Source organism: Chenggangzhangella methanolivorans (assembly GCF_019797865.1).
Taxonomy (GTDB): domain Bacteria; phylum Pseudomonadota; class Alphaproteobacteria; order Rhizobiales; family Methylopilaceae; genus Methylopila; species Methylopila methanolivorans.
This window is the reverse complement of the sequence record NZ_CP081869.1, coordinates 4,830,053-4,849,837: the sequence shown is the minus strand read 5'-3', so window position 1 is coordinate 4,849,837 and position 19,785 is coordinate 4,830,053. Positions and strand designations below refer to the sequence as shown.

Annotated in this window: 18 protein-coding genes; 13 read left to right on the top strand and 5 right to left on the bottom strand. The window is 66.9% G+C overall.

Features of this window, described 5'->3' with window-relative positions; genetic code table 11:
* Positions 1-147: 147 nt before the first annotated feature.
* Entirely contained in the window at positions 148-1,122 is a 975-nt protein-coding gene (locus K6K41_RS25470) for a tripartite tricarboxylate transporter substrate-binding protein (protein ID WP_261402836.1), read from the bottom strand.
* Positions 1,123-1,282: 160 nt separating this feature from the next.
* On the opposite strand from K6K41_RS25470, the gene K6K41_RS25465 reads away from it, so the two are divergent.
* The gene (locus tag K6K41_RS25465; RefSeq protein ID WP_261402835.1) at positions 1,283-2,212 is read left to right on the top strand and encodes a LysR family transcriptional regulator; all 930 of its coding nucleotides are present in this window, start codon (positions 1,283-1,285) and stop codon (positions 2,210-2,212) included.
* 274 nt (positions 2,213-2,486) lie between these two features.
* Here K6K41_RS25465 and K6K41_RS25460 read toward each other — a convergent pair whose 3' ends face one another.
* The gene (locus tag K6K41_RS25460) at positions 2,487-3,650 is read right to left on the bottom strand and encodes an acyl-CoA dehydrogenase family protein (RefSeq protein ID WP_261402834.1); all 1,164 of its coding nucleotides are present in this window, start codon (positions 3,648-3,650) and stop codon (positions 2,487-2,489) included.
* A 165-nt stretch (positions 3,651-3,815) separates the two neighbouring features.
* On the opposite strand from K6K41_RS25460, the gene K6K41_RS25455 reads away from it, so the two are divergent.
* From K6K41_RS25455 to K6K41_RS25440, 4 genes are all read left to right on the top strand, one after another.
* Positions 3,816-4,940 carry a CaiB/BaiF CoA transferase family protein gene (locus K6K41_RS25455; RefSeq protein WP_261402833.1) on the top strand — a complete coding sequence of 375 codons (1,125 nt, stop codon included), beginning with the start codon at positions 3,816-3,818 and terminating at the stop codon, positions 4,938-4,940.
* Positions 4,937-5,632 (top strand): class I SAM-dependent methyltransferase, encoded by a 696-nt coding sequence (locus tag K6K41_RS25450; protein ID WP_261402832.1) that lies wholly within the window; start codon positions 4,937-4,939, stop codon positions 5,630-5,632. The genes K6K41_RS25455 and K6K41_RS25450 overlap by 4 nt, the downstream gene beginning before the upstream one ends.
* A gap of 153 nt (positions 5,633-5,785) precedes the next feature.
* Positions 5,786-6,622 carry an aldo/keto reductase gene (locus K6K41_RS25445; protein ID WP_261402831.1) on the top strand — a complete coding sequence of 279 codons (837 nt, stop codon included), beginning with the start codon at positions 5,786-5,788 and terminating at the stop codon, positions 6,620-6,622.
* 16 nt (positions 6,623-6,638) lie between these two features.
* Complete coding sequence (locus tag K6K41_RS25440) at positions 6,639-8,282, top strand: dihydroxyacetone kinase subunit DhaK (RefSeq protein ID WP_261402830.1); 1,644 nt, start codon at positions 6,639-6,641, stop codon at positions 8,280-8,282.
* Positions 8,283-8,582: 300 nt separating this feature from the next.
* On the opposite strand, the gene K6K41_RS25435 is transcribed toward K6K41_RS25440, so the two are convergent.
* Together K6K41_RS25435 and K6K41_RS25430 are read right to left on the bottom strand one after the other, a co-directional pair.
* On the bottom strand, positions 8,583-9,164 hold the full coding sequence (locus K6K41_RS25435) for a DUF502 domain-containing protein (protein ID WP_261402829.1): 582 nt from the start codon (positions 9,162-9,164) through the stop codon (positions 8,583-8,585).
* 32 nt (positions 9,165-9,196) lie between these two features.
* Positions 9,197-9,352 (bottom strand): hypothetical protein, encoded by a 156-nt coding sequence (locus K6K41_RS25430; RefSeq protein ID WP_261402828.1) that lies wholly within the window; start codon positions 9,350-9,352, stop codon positions 9,197-9,199.
* Positions 9,353-9,452: 100 nt separating this feature from the next.
* Between K6K41_RS25430 and K6K41_RS25425 the strand changes: the two genes are divergently transcribed.
* The 6 genes from K6K41_RS25425 (at position 9,453) to K6K41_RS25400 (ending at position 16,503) form a co-directional block, all read left to right on the top strand.
* A complete protein-coding gene (locus K6K41_RS25425) occupies positions 9,453-9,899 on the top strand; it encodes a YbaN family protein (protein WP_261402827.1) in 447 nt (148 codons plus the stop codon).
* A gap of 3 nt (positions 9,900-9,902) precedes the next feature.
* Positions 9,903-10,133 carry a SlyX family protein gene (locus K6K41_RS25420; protein ID WP_261402826.1) on the top strand — a complete coding sequence of 77 codons (231 nt, stop codon included), beginning with the start codon at positions 9,903-9,905 and terminating at the stop codon, positions 10,131-10,133.
* A 177-nt stretch (positions 10,134-10,310) separates the two neighbouring features.
* Positions 10,311-11,339 (top strand): NAD-dependent epimerase, encoded by a 1,029-nt coding sequence (locus K6K41_RS25415; protein WP_261402825.1) that lies wholly within the window; start codon positions 10,311-10,313, stop codon positions 11,337-11,339.
* Between the two features lie 479 nt (positions 11,340-11,818).
* Positions 11,819-13,678, top strand: coding sequence for a glycosyltransferase family 4 protein (locus tag K6K41_RS25410; RefSeq protein ID WP_261402824.1), 1,860 nt, complete (start codon positions 11,819-11,821; stop codon positions 13,676-13,678).
* A gap of 32 nt (positions 13,679-13,710) precedes the next feature.
* Positions 13,711-14,934: a glycosyltransferase gene (locus K6K41_RS25405; RefSeq protein WP_261402823.1), complete on the top strand. Its 1,224-nt coding sequence runs from the start codon at positions 13,711-13,713 to the stop codon at positions 14,932-14,934.
* A gap of 249 nt (positions 14,935-15,183) precedes the next feature.
* On the top strand, positions 15,184-16,503 hold the full coding sequence (locus tag K6K41_RS25400; RefSeq protein ID WP_261402822.1) for a UDP-glucose dehydrogenase family protein: 1,320 nt from the start codon (positions 15,184-15,186) through the stop codon (positions 16,501-16,503).
* Positions 16,504-16,616: 113 nt separating this feature from the next.
* Here the strand turns inward: K6K41_RS25400 and K6K41_RS25395 are convergent, their stop codons facing one another.
* A complete protein-coding gene (locus K6K41_RS25395) occupies positions 16,617-18,119 on the bottom strand; it encodes a phosphomannomutase/phosphoglucomutase (RefSeq protein WP_261402821.1) in 1,503 nt (500 codons plus the stop codon).
* 745 nt (positions 18,120-18,864) lie between these two features.
* On the opposite strand from K6K41_RS25395, the gene K6K41_RS25390 reads away from it, so the two are divergent.
* Both K6K41_RS25390 and K6K41_RS25385 read left to right on the top strand, forming a co-directional pair.
* Entirely contained in the window at positions 18,865-19,566 is a 702-nt protein-coding gene (locus K6K41_RS25390; RefSeq protein ID WP_261402820.1) for a polysaccharide pyruvyl transferase family protein, read from the top strand.
* Positions 19,563-19,781: a hypothetical protein gene (locus K6K41_RS25385; protein ID WP_261402819.1), complete on the top strand. Its 219-nt coding sequence runs from the start codon at positions 19,563-19,565 to the stop codon at positions 19,779-19,781. The genes K6K41_RS25390 and K6K41_RS25385 overlap by 4 nt, the downstream gene beginning before the upstream one ends.
* Positions 19,782-19,785 lie beyond the last annotated feature (4 nt).

Sequence of the window (19,785 nt, the reverse complement as noted above, 5' to 3'; positions counted from 1 at the left end):
TGGGGGTGGTTCCGGATGAAGCGCTGAGGGTGACATGGCTCTACGCCCAAGTGGGCGCTCGATCCTGAACCACCCCCACCCTCACCCTCCCCGCAAGGGGGAGGGATACTGAGAGGGCTCGCCCCTCATGAAGGAATGCGTCCGACCTCAGTCCGCGAACTCCCCCGCGGCCTTGATGATCGGGGCCCAGCGGTCGAGCTCGGAAAAATACTTCGCCTTGAGGTTCTCCGGCGTCGCCTCCTCGTCCGTCACCGGCGCGGTGCCGAGATCTGCGAAGCGCTGCTTCACCTCCGGATCGTGCAGCGCGGCCTTCAGCGCCGCCGAGAGCTTGTCGATCGTCGGCTTCGGCGTGCCCGCCGGGACGTACATGCCGTGCCAGACGCCGACCTCGAAGCCGTTGAGGCCCTGCTCAGCCGCGGTCGGCACGTCCGGCAGCACGGCGATGCGCTCCCTGGTGGCGGTCGCATACGCCTTGACCTTGTGGTTTTTCACCGGGCCGGTCGCGCCGGTGGTCTGGTCGCAGAGCAGGTCGACCTGCCCGCCCATCGTGTCGGTCATGGCCGGGCCGGTGCCCTTGTAAGGAACGGTCGTCAGCTTGATGCCGGTGAGCTGCATGAAATACATGCCGCAGACATGGCTCACTGCGCCGGGGCCGGCGTTGGCGAGCGTCACCTTGTCCTTGTTGTCCTTGAGATAAGCGAGCAGCGCCTTGAAGTCGGCCGGCGGGAAATCCGGGCGGCTGACGAGCAGCATCGGCACCGTGGTCACCTGCCCGACGAAGTCGAAGGCGGTCTTCGGGTCGTAGGCGAGCTTGCGGTAGAGCGTGGCGCTCGTGGTGATGCCCATGTGATGCAGCAACACGGTCTGGCCGTCGGGCGTGGAACGCGCCAGTCGCCCGGAGGCGAGCGTGCCGCCGGCGCCGGTGGCGTTCTCGACCAGCACCGGCTTGCCGAGCTCCCTCTCCATCACCTTGGCGACGAGGCGGGCCACGACGTCGGTCGGCCCGCCGGCCGCGAACGGCACCAGCAGCGTCACGGGACCGCTCGGGAACTCCGCCCTCGCCGGCCCCATGGCGAGCGCGAGGCCGAACACAGCTGCGGCCGCGGCCTTTCCAAATCTCATGCTGTCCTCCCGGTGCGGCCTTCGTGCGGGCCTTGAAGCGGCCTCCCTGCGGTATCGCGGGACGCTCGTCGCCCGAGACTAGCGAGCGCCGGAGCCTTCGAGAAATGTTATGTTCCGAAACCAGCTTTCGAATTCGTCGAAGGCACGGAAGGCGCTTTGCATGGACGTCCAGCAGCTCAAAACGCTGATCCACGTGGCCGAGCTCGGGAGTCTCTCGAAGGCCGCCGACCGGCTGCACATCGCCCAGCCCGCGCTCAGCCGCCAGATCCGGATGCTCGAGGAGGAGATCGGCCAGCCGCTGTTCGAGCGCCATGGACGCGGCATGCTGATCACCGAGATCGGCCGCGACGTGCTCGCCCACGCGACCAGGGTGATGGCCGAGCTCGACCAGATCCGCGCGGTGGCGTCGGAAGGGCGGCAGTCGTTCCGCGGAATGGTCGCGATCGGCATGACGTCCACCATCGCGGAGATCGCCACCGTGTCGCTCGCGGCGAAGATCCGGACCGAGCATCCGAACCTGCAGATGCGCTTTTCCTCTGCGTTTTCCGGCCATGTGATCGACTGGCTGCAGCGCGGCGAGATCGACATCGGCCTCACTTACGACCCGCAGCCGATGCGCTCGCTGCGGGTGCGGCCGCTGCTGACCGAGAGCCTGCTGCTGGTCGGCTCGGCCTCCGACCGCCTCAGCCGCGACGAGGCCCTGCCCTTCGCGCGCCTCGCCGACCGGCCGCTGGTGCTGCCGAGCCCGCGCCACGGCCTCCGCGCCATCATGGAGGACTGCGCCCGGCGGGCCGACATCCAGCTCATCGCCAGCGTCGAGGCCGACACCTATGGAGGCATGATCGCGCTGGTGCGCGCGGGGTTTGGCCCCACCATCCTGCCGCTCGCGCCGATCTTCGCGCAGGTGGAGCGCGGCGAGCTGACGGCGGCGCCGCTGGTCGATCCGACGCCGACGCGGCGGGTGGTGATCGCCTATCCGGCCGACCGCCCGGTCAGCCCCGCGGCGCGCTTCGTGGGCGACGCCTTCGCCGAAATGGCCGCGGAGTTGGTGGGGCGTGGGGTGTGGCTTGGGCACAAACTCGCCGCCTGAACCACAGCGGTCATGCCCGGTGCGCGTTCAGCGAGTTCGTTGCGGGCATCCACGACTTTCTGGGATCGTCGAGCGCTACGCCGAAGTCGTGGATACCCGCGCGAAGGCGCGAGCATGACGGCGGAGATGGAGTGCGTGCTTCGAGACGCCCGCTGACGCGGGCTCCTCAGCATGAGGGAGGTTTGGGCTTTCAGGAGCCTCAACGGTCCTCATGCTGAGGAGCGGCCCTCAGGCCGCGTCTCGAAGCACGCAGCTCCTCTCCTCAGCCAAAACCTCAAAACGACCGCGGCATCCCCAGAATGTGCTCGGCCACATGCGCCAGGATCAGGTTCGTGGAGATCGGCGCCACCTGGTAGAGCCGCGTCTCGCGGAACTTGCGCTCGACGTCGTACTCCGCCGCGAAGCCGAAGCCGCCGTGGAACTGGAGGCAGGCGTTGGCCGCCTCCCAGGAGGCCTTGGCGGCCAGATACTTCGCCATGTTGGCCTGCGCGCCGCAGGGCTCGCCGGCGTCGTAAAGCCGGCAGGCCTCGAAGCGCATGAGATTGGCCGCCTCGACCTCGATGAAGCTTTCGGCGATCGGGAACTGCACGCCCTGGTTCTGGGCGATCGGCCGGCCGAACACGGTGCGCTCCTTGGTGTAGGCCGAGACCTTGTCGATGAACCAGTAGCCGTCGCCGATGCACTCCGCCGCGATCAAGGTGCGCTCGGCGTTGAGGCCTGTGAGGATGTATTTGAACCCCTGCCCCTCCTCGCCGATCAGGTTTTCGGCCGGGATCTCGAGATCGTCGAAGAACAGTTCATTCGTCTCGTGATTGACCATGTTGGCGATGGGCCGCACCGTCATGCCGGTCTTCACCGCCTCATGGAGGTCGACGAGGAAGATCGACATGCCTTCGGACTTCTTCTTCACCTCCGAGAGCGGCGTGGTGCGCGCGAGCAGGATCATGAGGTCGGAGTGCTGGACCCGCGAGATCCAGACCTTCTGGCCGTTGATGACGTAGCGGTCGCCCTTCCTCACCGCCGTGGTCTTGATCTTGGTGGTGTCGGTGCCGGCCGTCGGCTCGGTCACGCCCATGGACTGAAGGCGCAGCTCCCCGGCGGCGATCCTCGGCAGGTACGTCTGGCGCTGCGCCTCCGAGCCGTGCCGGATCAGCGTGTTCATGTTGTACATCTGGCCGTGGCAGGCGCCGGAATTGCCGCCCGAGCGGTTGATCTCCTCCATGATCACCGAGGCCTCGGTGAGCCCAAGGCCCGAGCCGCCATACGCTTCGGGGATCAGCGCCGCCATCCAGCCGGCCTTGGTCAGCGCGTCGACGAACTCTTCCGGATAGCCGCGCGCCTCATCGACCTTGCGGTGATACTCGGCCGGAAAATCGGCGCAGAGCGCGCGCACCGCCTCGCGGATCTCGACATGCTGGTCGCCATAGGTGGTCTGCATCGGGGCTTCCTCCGGCGCTGTCGTTTGTTTGGGCGCACGCTAGGAAGACGGCCGCGATACATCGAATAGCAAATCGTTCGATGCGATATGCCGGATCGGTATATGTCTCGCGCGACCTATGCGCGGATACTCGCGCCGCCCCGAACCGCGGACAGAAGGACAGCCATGACCCGCCCGCTTGAAGGACTTCTCGTGGTCGCGCTCGAACAGGCGGTCGCCGCGCCGATGTGCACCATGCGGCTCGCCGACGCCGGGGCCCGCGTCATCAAGCTCGAGCGGCTCGACGGCGACACCGCCCGCCACTACGACCGCAGCGTGAAGGGGATCAGCGCCTATTTCGCCTGGCTGAACCGCGGCAAGGAAAGCGCGGCGCTCGACCTGAAGTCCGGGGAGGATCTCGCCCTCGCCCATGCGCTGGTCGCGAAGGCCGACGTCTTCGTCCAGAACCTCGCGCCCGGCGCGAGCGTCCGTCTCGGGCTCGGGGCCAAGGAGCTGACGGAGAAATATCCGAGGCTGATCGCGGTCGACATCGTGGGCTACCGGCAGTCGACCGAGGCGCGCTCCTTGCGCGCCTACGACATGTTGGTGCAGGCCGAGAGCGGCGTTTGCAGCGTCACCGGAACGCCGGACGAGGCGGTCAAGGTCGGCGTCTCGATCGCCGACATCGGCACCGGCATGAACGCCCATGCGGCCGTGATGCAGGCGCTTTACGAGCGCGAGCGGACGGGACGCGGCAAGGCGATCGAGATCGCGATGTTCGACTCGATGGCCGAGTGGATGGCGGTGCCGTTCCTGCACTATGAGCATCAGGGCAGGGTGACGCCGCGCACGGGCCTGAGCCATGCGTCGATCTTCCCCTATCACGTCGCCAGCTGCCGGGACGGCGGAGTGGTGATCGTCGTCCAGAGCCCGCCCGAATGGCGCCGCTTCTGCGACAAGGTGCTGGAGCGCCCCGAGGTCGCGACCGACCCGCGCTTCGCCGACAATCCGGGCCGCGTCGAGAATCGCGAGCCGCTGATCGCGCTCATCGACGAGGTGTTCGGCCGGTTCACCCGCGCCGAGATGATCGCAAGGCTCGAGGCCAACCAGCTCGCCTGGGCCAAAGTGTCGGACGTCGCCGACATGGCGGGCCACCCCGCGCTCACCCGCATGACCGCGACGCTGCCGTCGGGCGAGACCTTCGACCTGCCCACCTCCCCGCTCACCGCCGCCACCGCCTGCGCCGCCCCGCCGGCGCTCGGAGAGCACACCGCGGCGATCCGCGCCGAGGCGCTCGAGTCCGCCGCGTGAGCGCGCGGCCGGTCGCCGACACGCTGACCGTGATTTTCGAGGCGCTCGGCGAGGTTTCGGGCCGCAGCGTGCTCGACGCCGGATGCGGACACGGACGGCTCGCCGCAGCCCTGCTCGGGCGCGGCGCCGGCGTGGCGGCGGTCGATCCGGACGCCGCCGCGGTCTCCGCCGCGCGAACCGCCGCGCCGGCGGCCCGCGTCGAGCAGGCGAGCGCCGAGGCTTTGCCGTTCCCCGATGCAAGCTTCGACGGCGTCGTCATGCTGAACAGCCTCCACCACGTGCCGGTCGCGTCCCAGGCGGGCGCGCTGGCCGAGATGGGGCGGGTGGCCAAGCCCGGCGCGCCGGTCGTGATCGTGGAGCCGCTCGCCGAAGGCTCGTTCTTCGCCGCCATGCGGCCGGTGGAGGACGAGACGGAAGCGCGCGCCGAAGCCCAGGCAGCGATCGCGACGGCCTGCGCCGAGGGCGGGCCGCTCCGACTGATGGAAACGCTGGAATATGAGCGTCTCAACGCCTTTCCGGACGTCGAGGCGTTCCTCAGAGCGCTCGTGTCCGCAGATCCCGCCCGCGAAATCGCGCTTGCGGGCGCCCGGGCCGACGTCGAGAGGCTCGTCGCCGAGCATGGCGAGCCCGTCGCGAACGGCTTTGCGCTGCGCCAGCCGCACCGAATGCATCAGTTGGTGAAGCGGAGCTGAGAACCACTTCTGCTTTGCGGATCCCAAACGCTTTGCAGACCCCGGACCTCCTCATGCTGAGGCGCGCCGCAGGCGGGTCTCGAAGCACGCAGTTCGCCTCCGCCATGCCTCCGACCCTTGACCTCCCGCTTTCGGACGCAAAACCCATCGGCGATGAAAGCCCTTCCTTTCGGCCCCCTCCTCCCCGTCTGCCGCATCGGCCAGGGCACCTGGCGGCTCGACGACGACGCCCGCCCCGGGGCGCTTGCGGCGCTGAGAGCCGGCCTCGACGCCGGCATGACCCATGTCGACACGGCCGAGATGTATGGCGAGGCTGAACCGCTGGTCGCCGAGGCCGTCGCGGGGCGACGCGACCAAATCTTTCTGGTCTCGAAAGTTTTGCCGTCGAACGCCTCTAAGGCCGGCACGCTCGCGGCCTGCGAGCGCAGCCTGAAGCGCCTGAAGACAGACCGCCTCGACTGCTACCTGCTGCATTGGCGCGGCTCGGCGCCGCTCGCCGAGACCATCGAGGCGTTCGAGCGCCTCGTGTCCGACGGCAAGATCCTCTCGTGGGGCGTCAGCAATTTCGACGTCCGCGACCTCGACGAGGCGCTCGCGATCGCAGGCGCGGGACGGATCGCCTGCAATCAGGTGCTCTACCATCTCGAGGAGCGCGCCATCGAGCACGCCGTCATCCCGTGGTGTGAGCGGAACGGCGTCGCGGTCGTCGGCTACAGCCCGTTCGGCAGCGGCGATTTCCCCTCGCCATCCTCCCCTTCCGGCAAGGCGCTTGCCGCGGTCGCGGCCGATGTCGACGCCAGCCCGCGCGCGGTCGCCCTCGCCTTTCTGGCGCGGCGTCCGTCCGTGTTTCCGATCCCGAAGGCGGGCTCCGCCGCGCATGCGCTCGACAATGCGACGGCGGGCGACCTCGTTCTGTCCGAGGCCCAGATCGTAGCGCTCGACGCCGCGTTCCCGCGCGGTCCGAAGCCGCGCCACTTGCCGATGATCTGAGGCCGAGGACCGCCCGATGAAGAGCTTCATGAACGGCCGCGACGCCGTCGTCACCGACGCGATCGACGGGTTCCTGGCTGGCGCCGGCGGCCTGAAGCTCGCCCGTCTCGACGCCTATCCGGACATCAAGGTGGTGCTGCGTTCGGACTGGGACCGCGCCCGCGTCGCGCTGGTCTCGGGCGGCGGCTCCGGCCACGAGCCGGCCCATGCCGGCTTCGTCGGCGAAGGCCTGTTGACCGCGGCCGTCTGCGGCGAGGTATTCGCATCGCCGAGCGTCGACGCCGTTCTGTCCGCCATCCTTGCGGTCACGGGCGAGCCCGGCTGCCTGCTGATCGTGAAGAACTACACCGGCGACCGGCTGAACTTCGGCCTTGCGGCCGAACGCGCCCGCGTCCTCGGCCTTGCCGTCGAGATGGTGGTCGTCGGCGACGACGTCGCGATACCCGACGCCGCCCAGCCGCGCGGGATCGCCGGCACGCTGCTCGTGCACAAGCTGGCGGGCGCCGCCGCCGCCTCCGGCGCCTCGCTCTCCGAGGTGAAGGCCCGCGCCGAGGACGCCGCCGCGAACCTGCGCTCGCTCGGTCTGTCGCTGACGACCTGCGCGGTCCCGGGCGCCGAGCGCGAGGAGCGCATCCCCGCCGACAAGGCGGAGCTTGGCCTCGGCATCCACGGCGAGCCCGGGCGCGAGACGATCGCGTTCGAGGAGGCCGACCGGCTGGTCGCGCGCGTCGCGGAGCAGATCGAGGCGCGCCTCTCCGCGGAAGACCGCATCGCCCTCATGGTGAACTCGCTCGGCGGCGTCTCGCCGCTCGAAATGGCGATCGTGATGGGCGCGGTCGCGCGCGCGCCGATCGCCGGGCGGATCGATCTCGTGGTCGGTCCCGAGCCGCTGATGACCTCGCTCGACATGCGAGGGTTTTCGCTCACCGCGCTGACCCTCGACGAAGCGCGCCGCACGGCCCTATCGGCTCCGGCGACCAGCGCCGCGTGGCGTCCCGCCAGGCCGTTCGAGGCGACGCGGCTCGTCGATGCGCCCGCGATCGACGACGGGCCGGACTCAGCGCCCTCGGACGATCCGGTCGTCCGGAAGGCGCTGACGGTCGGGACCGCGCGGCTGAAGGAGATCGCGGACGAGATCGACGCGCTCGACGCCAAGGTCGGAGACGGCGACGCCGGCGGCACGTTCGCGGCGGCGGCCTCAGCCGTCGAATCGCGGATCGACCGGCTGCCGATGGCCGACGGTTCCGCGTTGCTCGGCGCGATCGGCCACATGCTGTCGCGCGTCGCCGGCGGCAGCAGCGGCGTGCTGCTCGCGACGTTCTTCACCGCGGCGGGCGCCGCCTTCAAGAACGATCCGTCATGGGCCGGCGCGTTCCGCGAGGGCCTTGCGCGCATGACGCGCTATGGCGGCGCGACGGTCGGCGACCGCACGATGATCGACGCGCTCGACCCGGCGATCGAGGCCTTCGCGCGGACGGGCTCGCTCCGCGACGCGGCCGTCGCCGCGCGGAAGGGCGCCGACTCGACCAAGGCCATGGCGACCGCCAAGGCCGGACGGTCGGCCTATGTGCCGTCCGCAGCATTGTCGGGCGTGCCCGATCCGGGGGCGGAGGCGGTGGCCCGGCTCATCGAACGCCTTGCGGAAGCCTTCGCCGACTGACGCCTCACCTGCGCCAACGACAGGTCCAGCGGGCGAGGTACCAACCCGGCTCGATCCGGAGGCTGTCGTCCTCGACGACGGCGCACCCGTTGAAGGCCGACGCCTGTCGATGATGAAAAATCCGGCAGGCGCTGGGCTCCGCCTGCAGACAGATCGCAACCACGAGTTCCGCCATTCCCATTTTCACTCTCCATTGATGCTGCGACTTTCGTCGCATGGAGAGCGAAGCAAGCGCGGCGCCGGGAGACGTGCGACAGGCGCATGGCCGCTTAACGAAAACGGCCCATCTTTAAGCGCAGCTTATTCCGCCGCGGCGTTGTCGGGCTGAGCTTTCGGCTGCGGCTCCGGCGCGTGCCTCTCGACGGTCTTCCCGAGCGCCGCAAGGTCCGGCGGCTGGATGATGCCCATCGACATGATGAGCTTGAACGCCTCGTCCGACGTCACGCCGATCTCGATCACCTTCGAGGCTTCGATCATCACCAGGTAGCCGGTCGTGGGGTTGGGCGTGCAGGGCACGAAAAGACAAACGTGGTCCGGCCCCGGCAGACCTGCGGCGAGCGCGCCCTTGGCCTGCTCCGTGATGAAGCAGATCGACCACAGCCCCGGTCCCGGCCATTCGATGAGGCCGACGCGGCGGAAGCTCGTCCCGTCCTGCTTGAACACGGTCTCGAAGATCTGCTTCACGCCCTTGTACAGCGAGCGCACGATCGGCATCCGGTCCAGCACGTTTTCGCCCGACTGCACGACCGTTCGGCCGACGAGATTGGCGGTCAGGAAGCCGAGGATGGTGAGGCCGATCATCGCGGCCAGCACGCCGACGCCCGGCACCGCCACGGGCAGGTAGCTGTTCGGGTTCCAGGCCGGCGGAATGAGCGGCTTCACCCAATTGTCGATCAGGTTGATGAGCCAGAGCGTCAGCCAGATGGTGATGGCGACGGGCCCGCCACCACGAGGCCGGTGAGGAAATAATTGCGCAGCCGCGCAAGCCCCCGGGGTTTTGGGGGCGGGACCGGTTCGCCCAGCGGGCCCAGCGGGCTGGAGCCGATCGGACCTGCGGAGGTCTGCGTCATGCGATCCTCGAAACGTGGCCCGCCAAAGCGGCGCCGCGACGCACAATAGCGCATAATTATGGAGCGTCGCGCCGCCGATGCGATAGAACGCCGTCGGATCATGACCCCCGCGCCCCTGCGAGACTCCCGGCCTCACTCCGAAGCGGCGGCCACTAAGCAGGCGCCCAGGAGGTCGGCGCGCCTGCTGTGGATCGCCGCGGGCGTCGTGCTGACGGGCGTCGGCGTCGTGGGCGTGATTCTGCCGGTGATGCCCGGCACCGTGTTCCTCATTCTCGCCGCCGCATGTTTCGCGCGCGGGTCGCCCCGCCTCGAAGCCTTGCTGCTGAACCATCCGAAGCTCGGGCCCTCGGTGATCGCCTGGCGGCGCGACGGCGCGATCCCGGTCAAGGCCAAGGCGATGGCGTTCGCCGGCATGGCGCTGTCGATCGCGCTCGTGTCTGTCTCCGGCGCGCCGCCGATCGCGGTCTGGGCGACCATCGCCTTCGTGGCGGCCGGCGCGCTCTATGTCGGCACGCGGCCGTCGCGGCCCAAAACGCTTGAGGACTGACGCATGGCTCGCCCATCTCTTGAGACGCCCGCCGACGGCCTCGCAGACCGGCTCGACGCGCTCGAGGCGCGCTACGCCCATCAGGAGCTGACGATCGAGCAGCTCAACGAGACCGTCGCAGAGCAATGGGCGGTCATCGACCGGCTGAAGCGGGAGATCTCCCATCTGGCCGAGCGGCTGGAGGACGCCGCAGCGGGCGTCGCGCCCGTCGATCGCCCGCCGCCGCATTACTGACCGCGCAAACTTCTTCGCGCGCCGCGGGCTCGCCGGGCCGAGGGCGCTTGACGGATCGCCGCCCGGAACGGCCTCTATGCCAGCGGCGGCGCCGGGCTCGGGAATCGAGGTCGGCGACCGCCGGCGGGTCGACGATCGGAAAGCCGGGCGCGGCTCTCACGCCGTTTGGAGAACAGCTTGCGTTATTTCGTGACGGGCACCGCCGGCTTCATCGGCTTTCATGTCGCCGAACGGCTGCTCGCCGCGGGTCACGAGGTCGTCGGCGTCGACGGCATGACGCCCTATTACGACGTCACGCTGAAACAGCGCCGCAGCGAGCTTTTGGCTCGCTCGCACGCCTTCACGGCCCATGAGATCATGCTGGAGGACATGCCGGCGCTCACGGCCGCCTATGAGGCGGCCAAGCCCGACGTGGTGATCCATCTCGCGGCGCAGGCCGGCGTGCGCTACAGCCTCGAGAACCCCCGCGCCTATATCGACGCGAACGTGGTCGGCACCTTCAACATCCTCGAGCTCGCCCGGGCGCATCGGCCGCGCCACCTGCTGTTCGCCTCGACGAGTTCGGTCTATGGCGCGAACCCAAAAATGCCGTTCCATGAGACCGACCGCGCCGACTGCCCGCTGACGCTCTACGCGGCGACCAAGAAGGCCACCGAGGCGATGGCGCACGCCTACGCCCATCTGTGGGCGATCCCGAGCACGGCGCTGCGGTTCTTCACCGTCTACGGCCCCTGGGGCCGGCCCGACATGGCGCTGTTCAAGTTCACCAAGGGCGTGCTCGCCGGCGAACCGATCGACATCTACAACAACGGCGAGATGCTCCGCGACTTCACCTATGTGGACGACATCGCCGAGGCGATCATCCGTCTGGCCGACGTCGCGCCGTCCGAACCGGGAGACGGCGCGGCGACCGACGACCCCGACGCCTTCACCGCCTCGGCTCCGTTCAGGGTGGTGAACATCGGCAACGGCGATCCGGTGCGGCTGCTCGATTTCGTGGAGGCGATCGAGGCCTCGACCGGCCGCAAGGCGATCCGCAATCTGATGCCGATGCAGCCGGGCGACGTCCCCGCCACCTATGCGAGCGCCGACCTGCTGTTCCGGCTGACGGGCTTTCGTCCCGAGACCCCGGTCGCGGTCGGGGTCGAGCGCTTCGTGCGCTGGTACGCGGACTATTACGGGCCTCCGGCCGGCGAAAGCGCTTGATGACGACGAACGGCGGCAAGCGGCCTGGATCGGAGCCCAGTTAAATAAGCCGGCTCAAGACACCAGGAGAAAGCTTACGACGCCGCCGACGCAGTCGGACGCGTTCAGATCGCTCGCGAACGCAGACTTTTATGGCAACCTTGACGGAAAGCCCGCCCGATCTTCTCTACCTCAAGTAGGACCGGAATTTTGTCTCTTTTCCTGAGCTTTTCTTCTTGGACAGCGCGGAGACGCCGCATGGCGAAGCGCCACACTTTGTCTTTCAGCGCTTCTCAGGCGTGAAAACTGCTGTTAAGAGACTAACCGCGTTGCGTAGGGCGGTCGCGATGCGTCATCGGGAGGCCTGAAGCCAGATGAAGTTCGGTGGTTGGCTTAAGTTTGATCAGCGCGGCTTCTTGAGCGGTTGGTTGCGCGATCGTAGCGATCCCGACCGACGACATGCAGTTACCATCCAGATCGACGACACGACTTTTTCGGTCATGTCGGACAAACTTGATCGAACGATCAAGGGCGACGAAGTCCAGGATGGCAGCTACACGTTCCGAATGGAGATCCCCCAAGCGTTTCGCGATGGGCAGACCCACACATTCTCGGCTCGAGCCGAAGCCGGCGAATTCGCGCTGAAGCAGCGCGTCGAAACCTTCGTCATCGAAGAAGGCGTCGGCGCTCCACAGATCCATGTCGCCTCGATCCATGAAAAAACGCTGATCGGCCGGACGAGCGTCTTCGACGACAAGAACGTCACCCTCGAAATCTGGAACGAGCAGGGGCGCGTCGCGGATTTCTACTGCACGCAACCGGGCGGCGAGGCGGACGGCGCATTCCGGATCACGCTCGACGACGAGGTGTTCGAAATCGTCGAGCGCGGCGGATGTTCGCTGGTCGCCATCGGCATGCCCGAGGGCGGATATCCCGGGTTCGAAATCCTGCCCGAGATGCTGACCAGCGCGTTCCCGCTGGTCGAGCCGACCGAAACCAATCCGCAGTGGTCCGCAAGCGCAGCGACGATCTACGACATCGTGTTCGTCCTCAACATCAACTCGAAGGGCTGGATCCTCGAAAAGATCTGCCGAGTGATTGCGGAGAACACCGGGCTTTCCTATCGCATCGTCTTCACGGAGCGGAACAGCTCGTTCACCAACTGGCTGCCCAACGCGCCGCGATACTTCTTCGGCCACTACAAACTTTATCTCATGGCCAGAGATCAGGATCCGGAATTCTTCGCCGACAAGCAGTGCTTCGTCTGGTTCACGCATCCGGTGTTCGACAGCGTGAAGCGCGACGGCTTCGTCGCGAAGATGAACATGGCGACCAAGATCGTGACCGCCAACCTGTTCCATCGCCGCGCGCTCGAATTCATGGGCGTCGAGAGCGAGCGGATCGCGACCGTTCTGGGGGGCGCCGACCCCGACGTCTTCACGACGGCGCCGCGCACCGGCCGGACCGTCGGCGTGGTGGGAGCCTACTACGAGCGCAAGAACCCGGCCCTGCTGCTCGAACTCGTGCGGGCGATGCCGGGAACCAATTTTCTGTTGATCGGACCGGCGCGCGAGGACATCGAGAACCAGAACCTGATCTGGGAGGCGTGGCCGCGGTTCGACGAACTCCTGTCGTTGCCGAACTTCGATTACGTGACGCCGCCGTATCATGCCTATGGCGAATACTATCACAAGTTCGACGTCTACTTGTCGCTCTCGAGCCTCGAGGGCGGTCCGATCCCGCTGATCGAGGCGATGTTCTGCAACCGCATGCCGGTGATCACGCGCACGGGGTTCGCGGAGGACATCGTCGAACATCGGCGCAACGGGTATCTGATCGACATCGAACCCAGCCTCGTCGACGTGGTGAAGGCCGTCGAATGGGCCCAGGATCATACGACGGAGGACGTCTCCACGACGGTTCGAAACTACTCCTGGAAGCAGTTCGGCCTCGAGTTCCGGCGGCTGCTGTCCTCGTCCGTCCCGAACGGCGAGACGGTCGACTTCGGAGGAGAAACGAAAGGCGTCGTCGTCCGGGAGGGTTGGCGCGTGGTCCCGGACTCCGGCCTCGTGCTCGAAAGCCGGCGCGGCGGCGTCACGATCTACGCTGAGGCCCCGTTCTCCCAGATCGACATCGCGTTCGACATCAATCCGAGCTTCGCGGCGTCCATCGAGGGCTTGCGGATCTTCGCAAACGACGAGATCTCCGAAGTTCAGATTTCGTCCGCGGCCCGGAAGTCCGCGACCATCTCGTTCGGGTCGACCGACGAGGGCTTGAATGAAATCAATCTGGACATCGAAGCGATCGCTCAGGACTGGCGCCCGAATTGCGTGTTGTTCCGATCGGTCACCGTTTCTTGAAGCCGCCGTCAGAACGAGCTGAGGTCGACGTGATGCTGCAGGCCAGCCCGGTCAGTTACTCGAACTATATTTCGGCCGGAAAATACGTCGTGACCGCGAAGATCGACGATCCGGTCGTGCGGACGGCGCGCGCGCGTCTGATCTGGGCCGCCAACACGGCCTCCGCCACCGCCGAGCTCGGCGTCAGCACCCTGATGGCGGGAACTCCCGAGGGGCTGCCCTACCGCGTGAGCACGCTCGGCGCGTCCTTCGCGGTGAAGCGGCTCCTGCAGGAGACCTATTCGGTCAAGCCGAACTACGACCTGTTCTTTCTCCGTCACAAGGAGCTGAGCAAGAACGAGGACTCCGCCTATCCGCTTCCCACCGACTTTCTGATGCACGTGCTGCCGCAGGCCGCGATCGTCCACACGCGGGATCCGGCGGTGATGTTGAGCTGCTCGAAGCGCAGGATCAATTTCGTCTACGAGCACCATCACGAAGACTATCAGCGCGGCTTCTCGAAATACGACGCCGTCGACTTCAAGGCGCCGTTCTGCCGCGCGGTCGTGGCGATCACCTCGGCGGTCGCCGACGAGCTCGCGTCGCTCGGCGTGCCCGAGCACAAGATCATCGTCCTCGACAGCGGGGTCAGCTCCGCCTCGTTCATCCGGCGCGACGCCGCGGCGGCGATGTGGCGGCGGCGGCTGCTGAGGTTCGCCGACCAGAAGCTCGTCGTCTACGCCGGCGGCATGCAGGAGGAGCGCGGCATCGCCCACATGTTCGACGCCGCCCTTCAGATGCCCGACGTGGTGTTCGTGATGTGCGGCGGGCACGAGCAGAACCTGAAGCAGTGGCGCGCCCGGATGCGGGACGACGGCCTCTCGAACGTCAAGATCCTCGGTTACATCCCGCACGACGTCGTCTGCGAACTGCAGCAGGCGGCCGACGCCGTCGTCCTGACGCGCAGCAGCGGGCTTCGCACTGCGATCACGTCCCCGCTCAAGTTCTACGAGTACCTCTCGTCCGGGGCTCCGATCGTCGCCGCGAAGGTCGAGTCCATCACGGATCGGGACGCCGACAAGCTGACCGTCCACTGGTACGATCAGGAAAATCCGGAGACGTTCTCGTCCACCTTGCGGGCTGCGCTCGACGCAGGCTCCCGCTCGAAAGGTCCGATCGAGGCCAATGTCGACTATGCGAGTCGGTTCACATGGCTCCAGCGGCAGAAGCGGCTGTTCGAGTTCATGGGCGAGATCCCGGTGTCGGTCACGATATGACGTTCTCCGCGCGACGCGGCCGTGGCGGGGCCTGCGGCGCGGAGGCGACCTTAGGTCGCTGTCCTCGCTGAGGCCGCGCCTAGCAGAGTCCCGAGAACTCGCGTTTGATCGCAACGGCTGGCGACGATCCATGATCGGGCGCGGCCGCCCCACCGACGGCTGCTGCGGCGCGTGATCCCCTCGCCCGCCGCAGTCTCAAGCGTCTCGTCGCCCGATGGGCGTCAGAACTACCGCCATTAAGGATTGGTCATGCGCGTCGCCGTGGTTGGTGCTGGATATGTCGGCCTCGTTTCGGGGGCCTGCTTCGCTGATTTCGGACATGACGTCTGCTGCATCGATCTCGACCAGTCGAAGATCGACGCCCTGATGGCCGGCCGGATCCCGATCTTCGAGCCGGGCCTTCAGGAGATCGTCGCCAACAACGTCCGCCTCGGGCGGCTGACCTTCGCCACCGAGATCGCGCCGGCCGTGCGCGCGGCCGACGCCGTGTTCATCGCCGTGGGCACGCCCTCGCGCCGCGGCGACGGCTTCGCCGACCTCACTTATGTGCGCGACGCGGCGCGCGATATCGCCGGGGCGATCGAGGGCTATACGGTGGTCGTGACCAAGTCGACGGTCCCGGTCGGCACCGGCGACGAGGTCGAGCGGATCATCCGCGACCTTCGGCCCGACGCGGAGTTTTCGGTCGTGTCGAACCCGGAGTTCCTGCGCGAGGGCGCCGCGATCTCCGACTTCAAGCGGCCCGACCGCATCATCGTCGGCCGCGAGGACGAGCGAGCCGAGGCGGTCATGCGCGAGATCTACCGCCCGCTCTACCTCAACCAGGCCCCGCTGCTGTTCACCTCGCGCCGCACGGCAGAGCTGACCAAATACGCGGCCAACGCGTTCCTGGCGGTCAAGATCACCTTCATCAACGAGATCGCGGACCTGTGCGAGCAGGTCGGCGCGAACGTGCAGGAGATCGCCCGCGGCATCGGCCTGGACAACCGCATCGGCTCGAAGTTCCTGCACGCCGGTCCGGGCTATGGCGGGTCGTGCTTCCCCAAGGACACGCTCGCGCTCACCAAGACCGCGCAGGACAACGGCATCTCCCTGCGCATCGTCGAGGCCGCATCGCAGGTCAATGAGCAGCGCAAGCGCACCATCGCCCGCAAGGTCATCAAGGCCTGCGGCGGGTCGGTTCGCGGCATGACGATCGCGCTGCTCGGCCTCACCTTCAAGCCGAACACCGACGACATGCGCGACGCGCCGTCGCTCTCCATCATCGCCGCGCTTCAGGACGCCGGCGCGAAGGTGCGCGCCTACGATCCGGAAGGAACCGATCAGGCCCGTCCCCTCGTCGACGACGTCCACTTCGCGCAGGACCCTTACGACTGCGCGGAGGGCGCGGACGCGCTCGTGATCGTGACCGAGTGGGACGCCTTCCGCGCGCTCGATCTCGAGCGCCTGAAGCAGACCATGCGGACGCCGGTTCTCGTCGACCTCCGCAACATCTACGACGGCGCCGAGGTCGCCCAGCAGGGCTTCGCTTATGAAAGCATCCGGCCCGTCGCTCCGACCGGCGCGTGACCAGATAGGACCGGCGACCGGTCAGCCAGGACCTACCGGCTGACCGGCGCCTCGGGAAGCGCTGGGCGGACCGCGCCGCCGTGGCGCGGTCCGCCCAGCAGAACCGCCCTGCTTCAGATCGTCTGGTTGTAGGCCCCGACTTCGGGATGGGTTCTCAACAGCGCGTCGAGGGCGACGAAGATGTCGCGCATGCGCTGCTCCGAGACCGGGCTCTCGACCACGACGACGAGCTCCGGCTTGTTCGACGAGGCGCGCACCAGGCCCCAGGTGCCGTCCTGCAGCGTGACTCGCACGCCGTTGGTCGTCACCACGTCCCGGATCCCCTCGCCCGCCAGCCGCTCGCCGCCGCTCGCCATCGCCTCGATCGCGGAGGTGACCGCCGCCACGACGCCGTATTTCGCCTCGTCGGCGCAGTGCGGCGACATGGTCGGCGAGCTCCAGGTTTTGGGAAGGGCGCGGCGGAGATCCGACAGCCGCTTGCCCGGATTGCGGTCCAGCATGTCGCAGACCGCGAAGGCCGCGACCAGCCCGTCGTCGTAGCCGAGCCCGATCGGTCGGTTGAAGAAGAAATGGCCGGACTTCTCGAAACCGACCAGCGCGCCGAGTTCGTTGACCCGCCGCTTGATGTAGGAGTGACCGGTCTTCCAGTAATCCGTGCGCGCGCCGTTCGCCACGAGCACGGGATCGGTCATGTAGAGGCCGGTCGACTTCACGTCGACGACGAACTGCGCGTCCGCATGGATCGACGAGAGGTCGCGGGCCAGCATCACCCCGACCTTGTCGGCGAAGATCTCCTCGCCCTCGTCGTCGACGACGCCGCAACGGTCGCCGTCGCCGTCGAAGCCCAGCGCGACGTCGGCGCCGTGCTCGAGAACGGCGTCCCGCATGGCGTGAAGCATCTTGAGGTCTTCGGGATTCGGATTGTAGCGCGGGAACGTATGGTCGAGCTCGGCGTCGAGCGGAACCACCTCACAGCCGAGGGCCTCGAGCGCGCGCGGCGCGAAGGCGCCGGCGGTCCCGTTTCCGCACGCCGCGACCACCTTGATGCGGCGCGACAGCTTCGGACGGTCGAGCAGCGAGGCGAGATAGCGCTCGGGGAAATTCGCGACGAACTCGTAAGCGCCGCCGCCGCGAAGATCGAAGGCGCCCGCCAGGGTGATCTCCTTCAGTCGCGACATCTCCTTCGGGCCGAACGTCATAGGCCGTTCGCATCCCATCTTTACGCCGGTCCAGCCGTTTTCGTTGTGCGACGCGGTGACCATCGCGACGCACGCGCAGTCGAGCTCGAACTGGGCGAAATAGGCCATCGGCGAGACCGCGAGGCCGATGTCGCGCACGCGCACGCCCGCCGCCATCAGACCCTGGACGAGCGCGATCTTGATCGAGGCCGAATAGGAGCGGAAATCATGACCCGTCACGAGATCCGGCGCGACGCCGAGCTCGTGGATCAGCGTCCCGAGCCCCATGCCGAGCGCCTGCGCGCCCATCAGGTTGAGCTCTTCTCCGAAGAGCCAGCGGGCGTCGTATTCTCGAAACCCCGCCGGCTTCACCAGCGGCGTCGTCTCATAGGCGTAGGTGTTTGAGACGAGGCGCGGCAGAGGACTTGGGAAGGTCATGGATGAGTCCGAAGGATGCGCCAGCAGCGCAGACTGAAAAGCGTCACTCAATCACCACTAAAACTCGACCACGTCAATGATTTTATAAAATCTAATGCCCTTTTAATTTATAAACCTAGCGCATACCGGCAAATCGCCAGAGCTGAGGCGATCATGTAAGCTGATTAATACTCGTTAACAGGCCAAGAACCGACTTTACAGCAAGGTTTCATTCCAACCGTCGCGACAGGTCGCAACGGACCCGGTGCGAGACGAAGACATGGTCCAACCGAGCAAGATGATCTTGTGCAGTGCAGAATCTGTCGCCGCCAATCAAATTCAACAAAATTTATCGATAAAAGTTCTCTACAGAATGTTGCGATCGCGTGACATCCGCCCGTAAGCTACCGACGTAATAGATCAAAGCTACTGTCGCAGACTTCTTCAACCTTCAATTCGAAACTGCACGAAGGGTAGCATGATGGGTATGCTAACACTCTTTCGAATCGTGGAAATCTTTGGTGGTATCGTGCGATAACGGAATTCACGTTTAGATTCCGGCTTTCGTTCGCAACCTAATGCGGATGACGACGAGGCGTGGCGTCACGCTTCGCTTTACGAAGAGCGTCGACCCGAAGCGCTCCCGAACGATGAAAGACATGCGCGATGGACCAGGGGCCGGAAAAGTCGGTTTTGCTGTTTGGAGCCTACAAGAACGGCAACATCGGCGATCAATTTCAGGCGTCCTCGGTCGCGTCCCACATTCGTGCGGTCCGGTCCGATCTCGGCGTCGACGCGACGTCGAACAGCCGGGCGGAGCGCGACTACGAGTTTGAGTTCGGCCAGAGGATCGAGCCGGCTTCGGCGATCGGGCGATCCCGAAGTCGTCAATCGCTATTCGGCTCTCGTGATCGGCGGAGGCGGCCTCCTGGCGTCCGTCCACCGTCCGATGGACAGCCAGAGCTGGGTCGAGAGCGTCAAGATCCCGATCATCCTGCTGAGCCTCGGCGTCTCCGAAGACGCGCTGGAAAAATGCCGCCCGCTGGTGGAGCGGGCCGAAGTGGTCTCCGGACGCGACGATTTTTCGTGCGAGATGATCTCGCGCATCCGCAGCGACGTCCGATACCTGAACGATCCGATCCTCACCGATCCGCGCCTGGACGCCGCGCCGGCGCCGACGCGGCCGGGCCGGCTGACCGTCATTCCGCGCAAGCAGACCGACCGCTACCGTCAGGTCTACACGCTCTTGGAGGCGGAGCTGGCGCCCGACGACCTCGTGGTCAGCATGTTCCCGGCGACCGACGAAGCGTCAGGCGTCTTCGACACCTTCCCCGCCTCGCCGACAGCCAGGCTGACGACGATGTCTGAGCTGTGCGAGCAGATCGACGGGTCTGGCGTCGTCGTCAGCTCCCGCTATCACGGGTGCATCATCGCGCTGAAACGCGGGCGCCGTGCATCGGCACGGTGAACTCCACGTCCGATCGGGCGTCCAAGATCGGCGAGTTGTTCAAGCAGATCGGGCACGAGCATTTGCTCGTGAGCTTCACCCAGACGCCCAGGAATCGGGCCGCGATCATGGAGGCGGCGGCGGAGTTCGACGCCGCGGCGGTCGGCGCGCGTATCGCGGAGATGCGCGACAGCTTCAGGACGTCGCTCAAGGAGATCCTGGACTCGGTCGTCTGAGGAG

Excerpts from the sequence above, each read along its gene's own strand:
- K6K41_RS25470 (WP_261402836.1), bottom strand. The coding sequence starts at position 1,122 with ATGAGATTTGGAAAGGCCGCGGCCGCAGCTGTGTTCGGCCTCGCGCTC.
- K6K41_RS25465 (WP_261402835.1), top strand. The coding sequence starts at position 1,283 with ATGGACGTCCAGCAGCTCAAAACGCTGATCCACGTGGCCGAGCTCGGG.
- K6K41_RS25460 (WP_261402834.1), bottom strand. The coding sequence starts at position 3,650 with ATGCAGACCACCTATGGCGACCAGCATGTCGAGATCCGCGAGGCGGTG.
- K6K41_RS25455 (WP_261402833.1), top strand. The coding sequence starts at position 3,816 with ATGACCCGCCCGCTTGAAGGACTTCTCGTGGTCGCGCTCGAACAGGCG.
- K6K41_RS25445 (WP_261402831.1), top strand. The coding sequence starts at position 5,786 with ATGAAAGCCCTTCCTTTCGGCCCCCTCCTCCCCGTCTGCCGCATCGGC.
- K6K41_RS25440 (WP_261402830.1), top strand. The coding sequence starts at position 6,639 with ATGAAGAGCTTCATGAACGGCCGCGACGCCGTCGTCACCGACGCGATC.
- K6K41_RS25430 (WP_261402828.1), bottom strand. The coding sequence starts at position 9,352 with ATGACGCAGACCTCCGCAGGTCCGATCGGCTCCAGCCCGCTGGGCCCG.
- K6K41_RS25425 (WP_261402827.1), top strand. The coding sequence starts at position 9,453 with ATGACCCCCGCGCCCCTGCGAGACTCCCGGCCTCACTCCGAAGCGGCG.
- K6K41_RS25420 (WP_261402826.1), top strand. The coding sequence starts at position 9,903 with ATGGCTCGCCCATCTCTTGAGACGCCCGCCGACGGCCTCGCAGACCGG.
- K6K41_RS25410 (WP_261402824.1), top strand. The coding sequence starts at position 11,819 with ATGTCGGACAAACTTGATCGAACGATCAAGGGCGACGAAGTCCAGGAT.
- K6K41_RS25405 (WP_261402823.1), top strand. The coding sequence starts at position 13,711 with ATGCTGCAGGCCAGCCCGGTCAGTTACTCGAACTATATTTCGGCCGGA.
- K6K41_RS25400 (WP_261402822.1), top strand. The coding sequence starts at position 15,184 with ATGCGCGTCGCCGTGGTTGGTGCTGGATATGTCGGCCTCGTTTCGGGG.
- K6K41_RS25395 (WP_261402821.1), bottom strand. The coding sequence starts at position 18,119 with ATGACCTTCCCAAGTCCTCTGCCGCGCCTCGTCTCAAACACCTACGCC.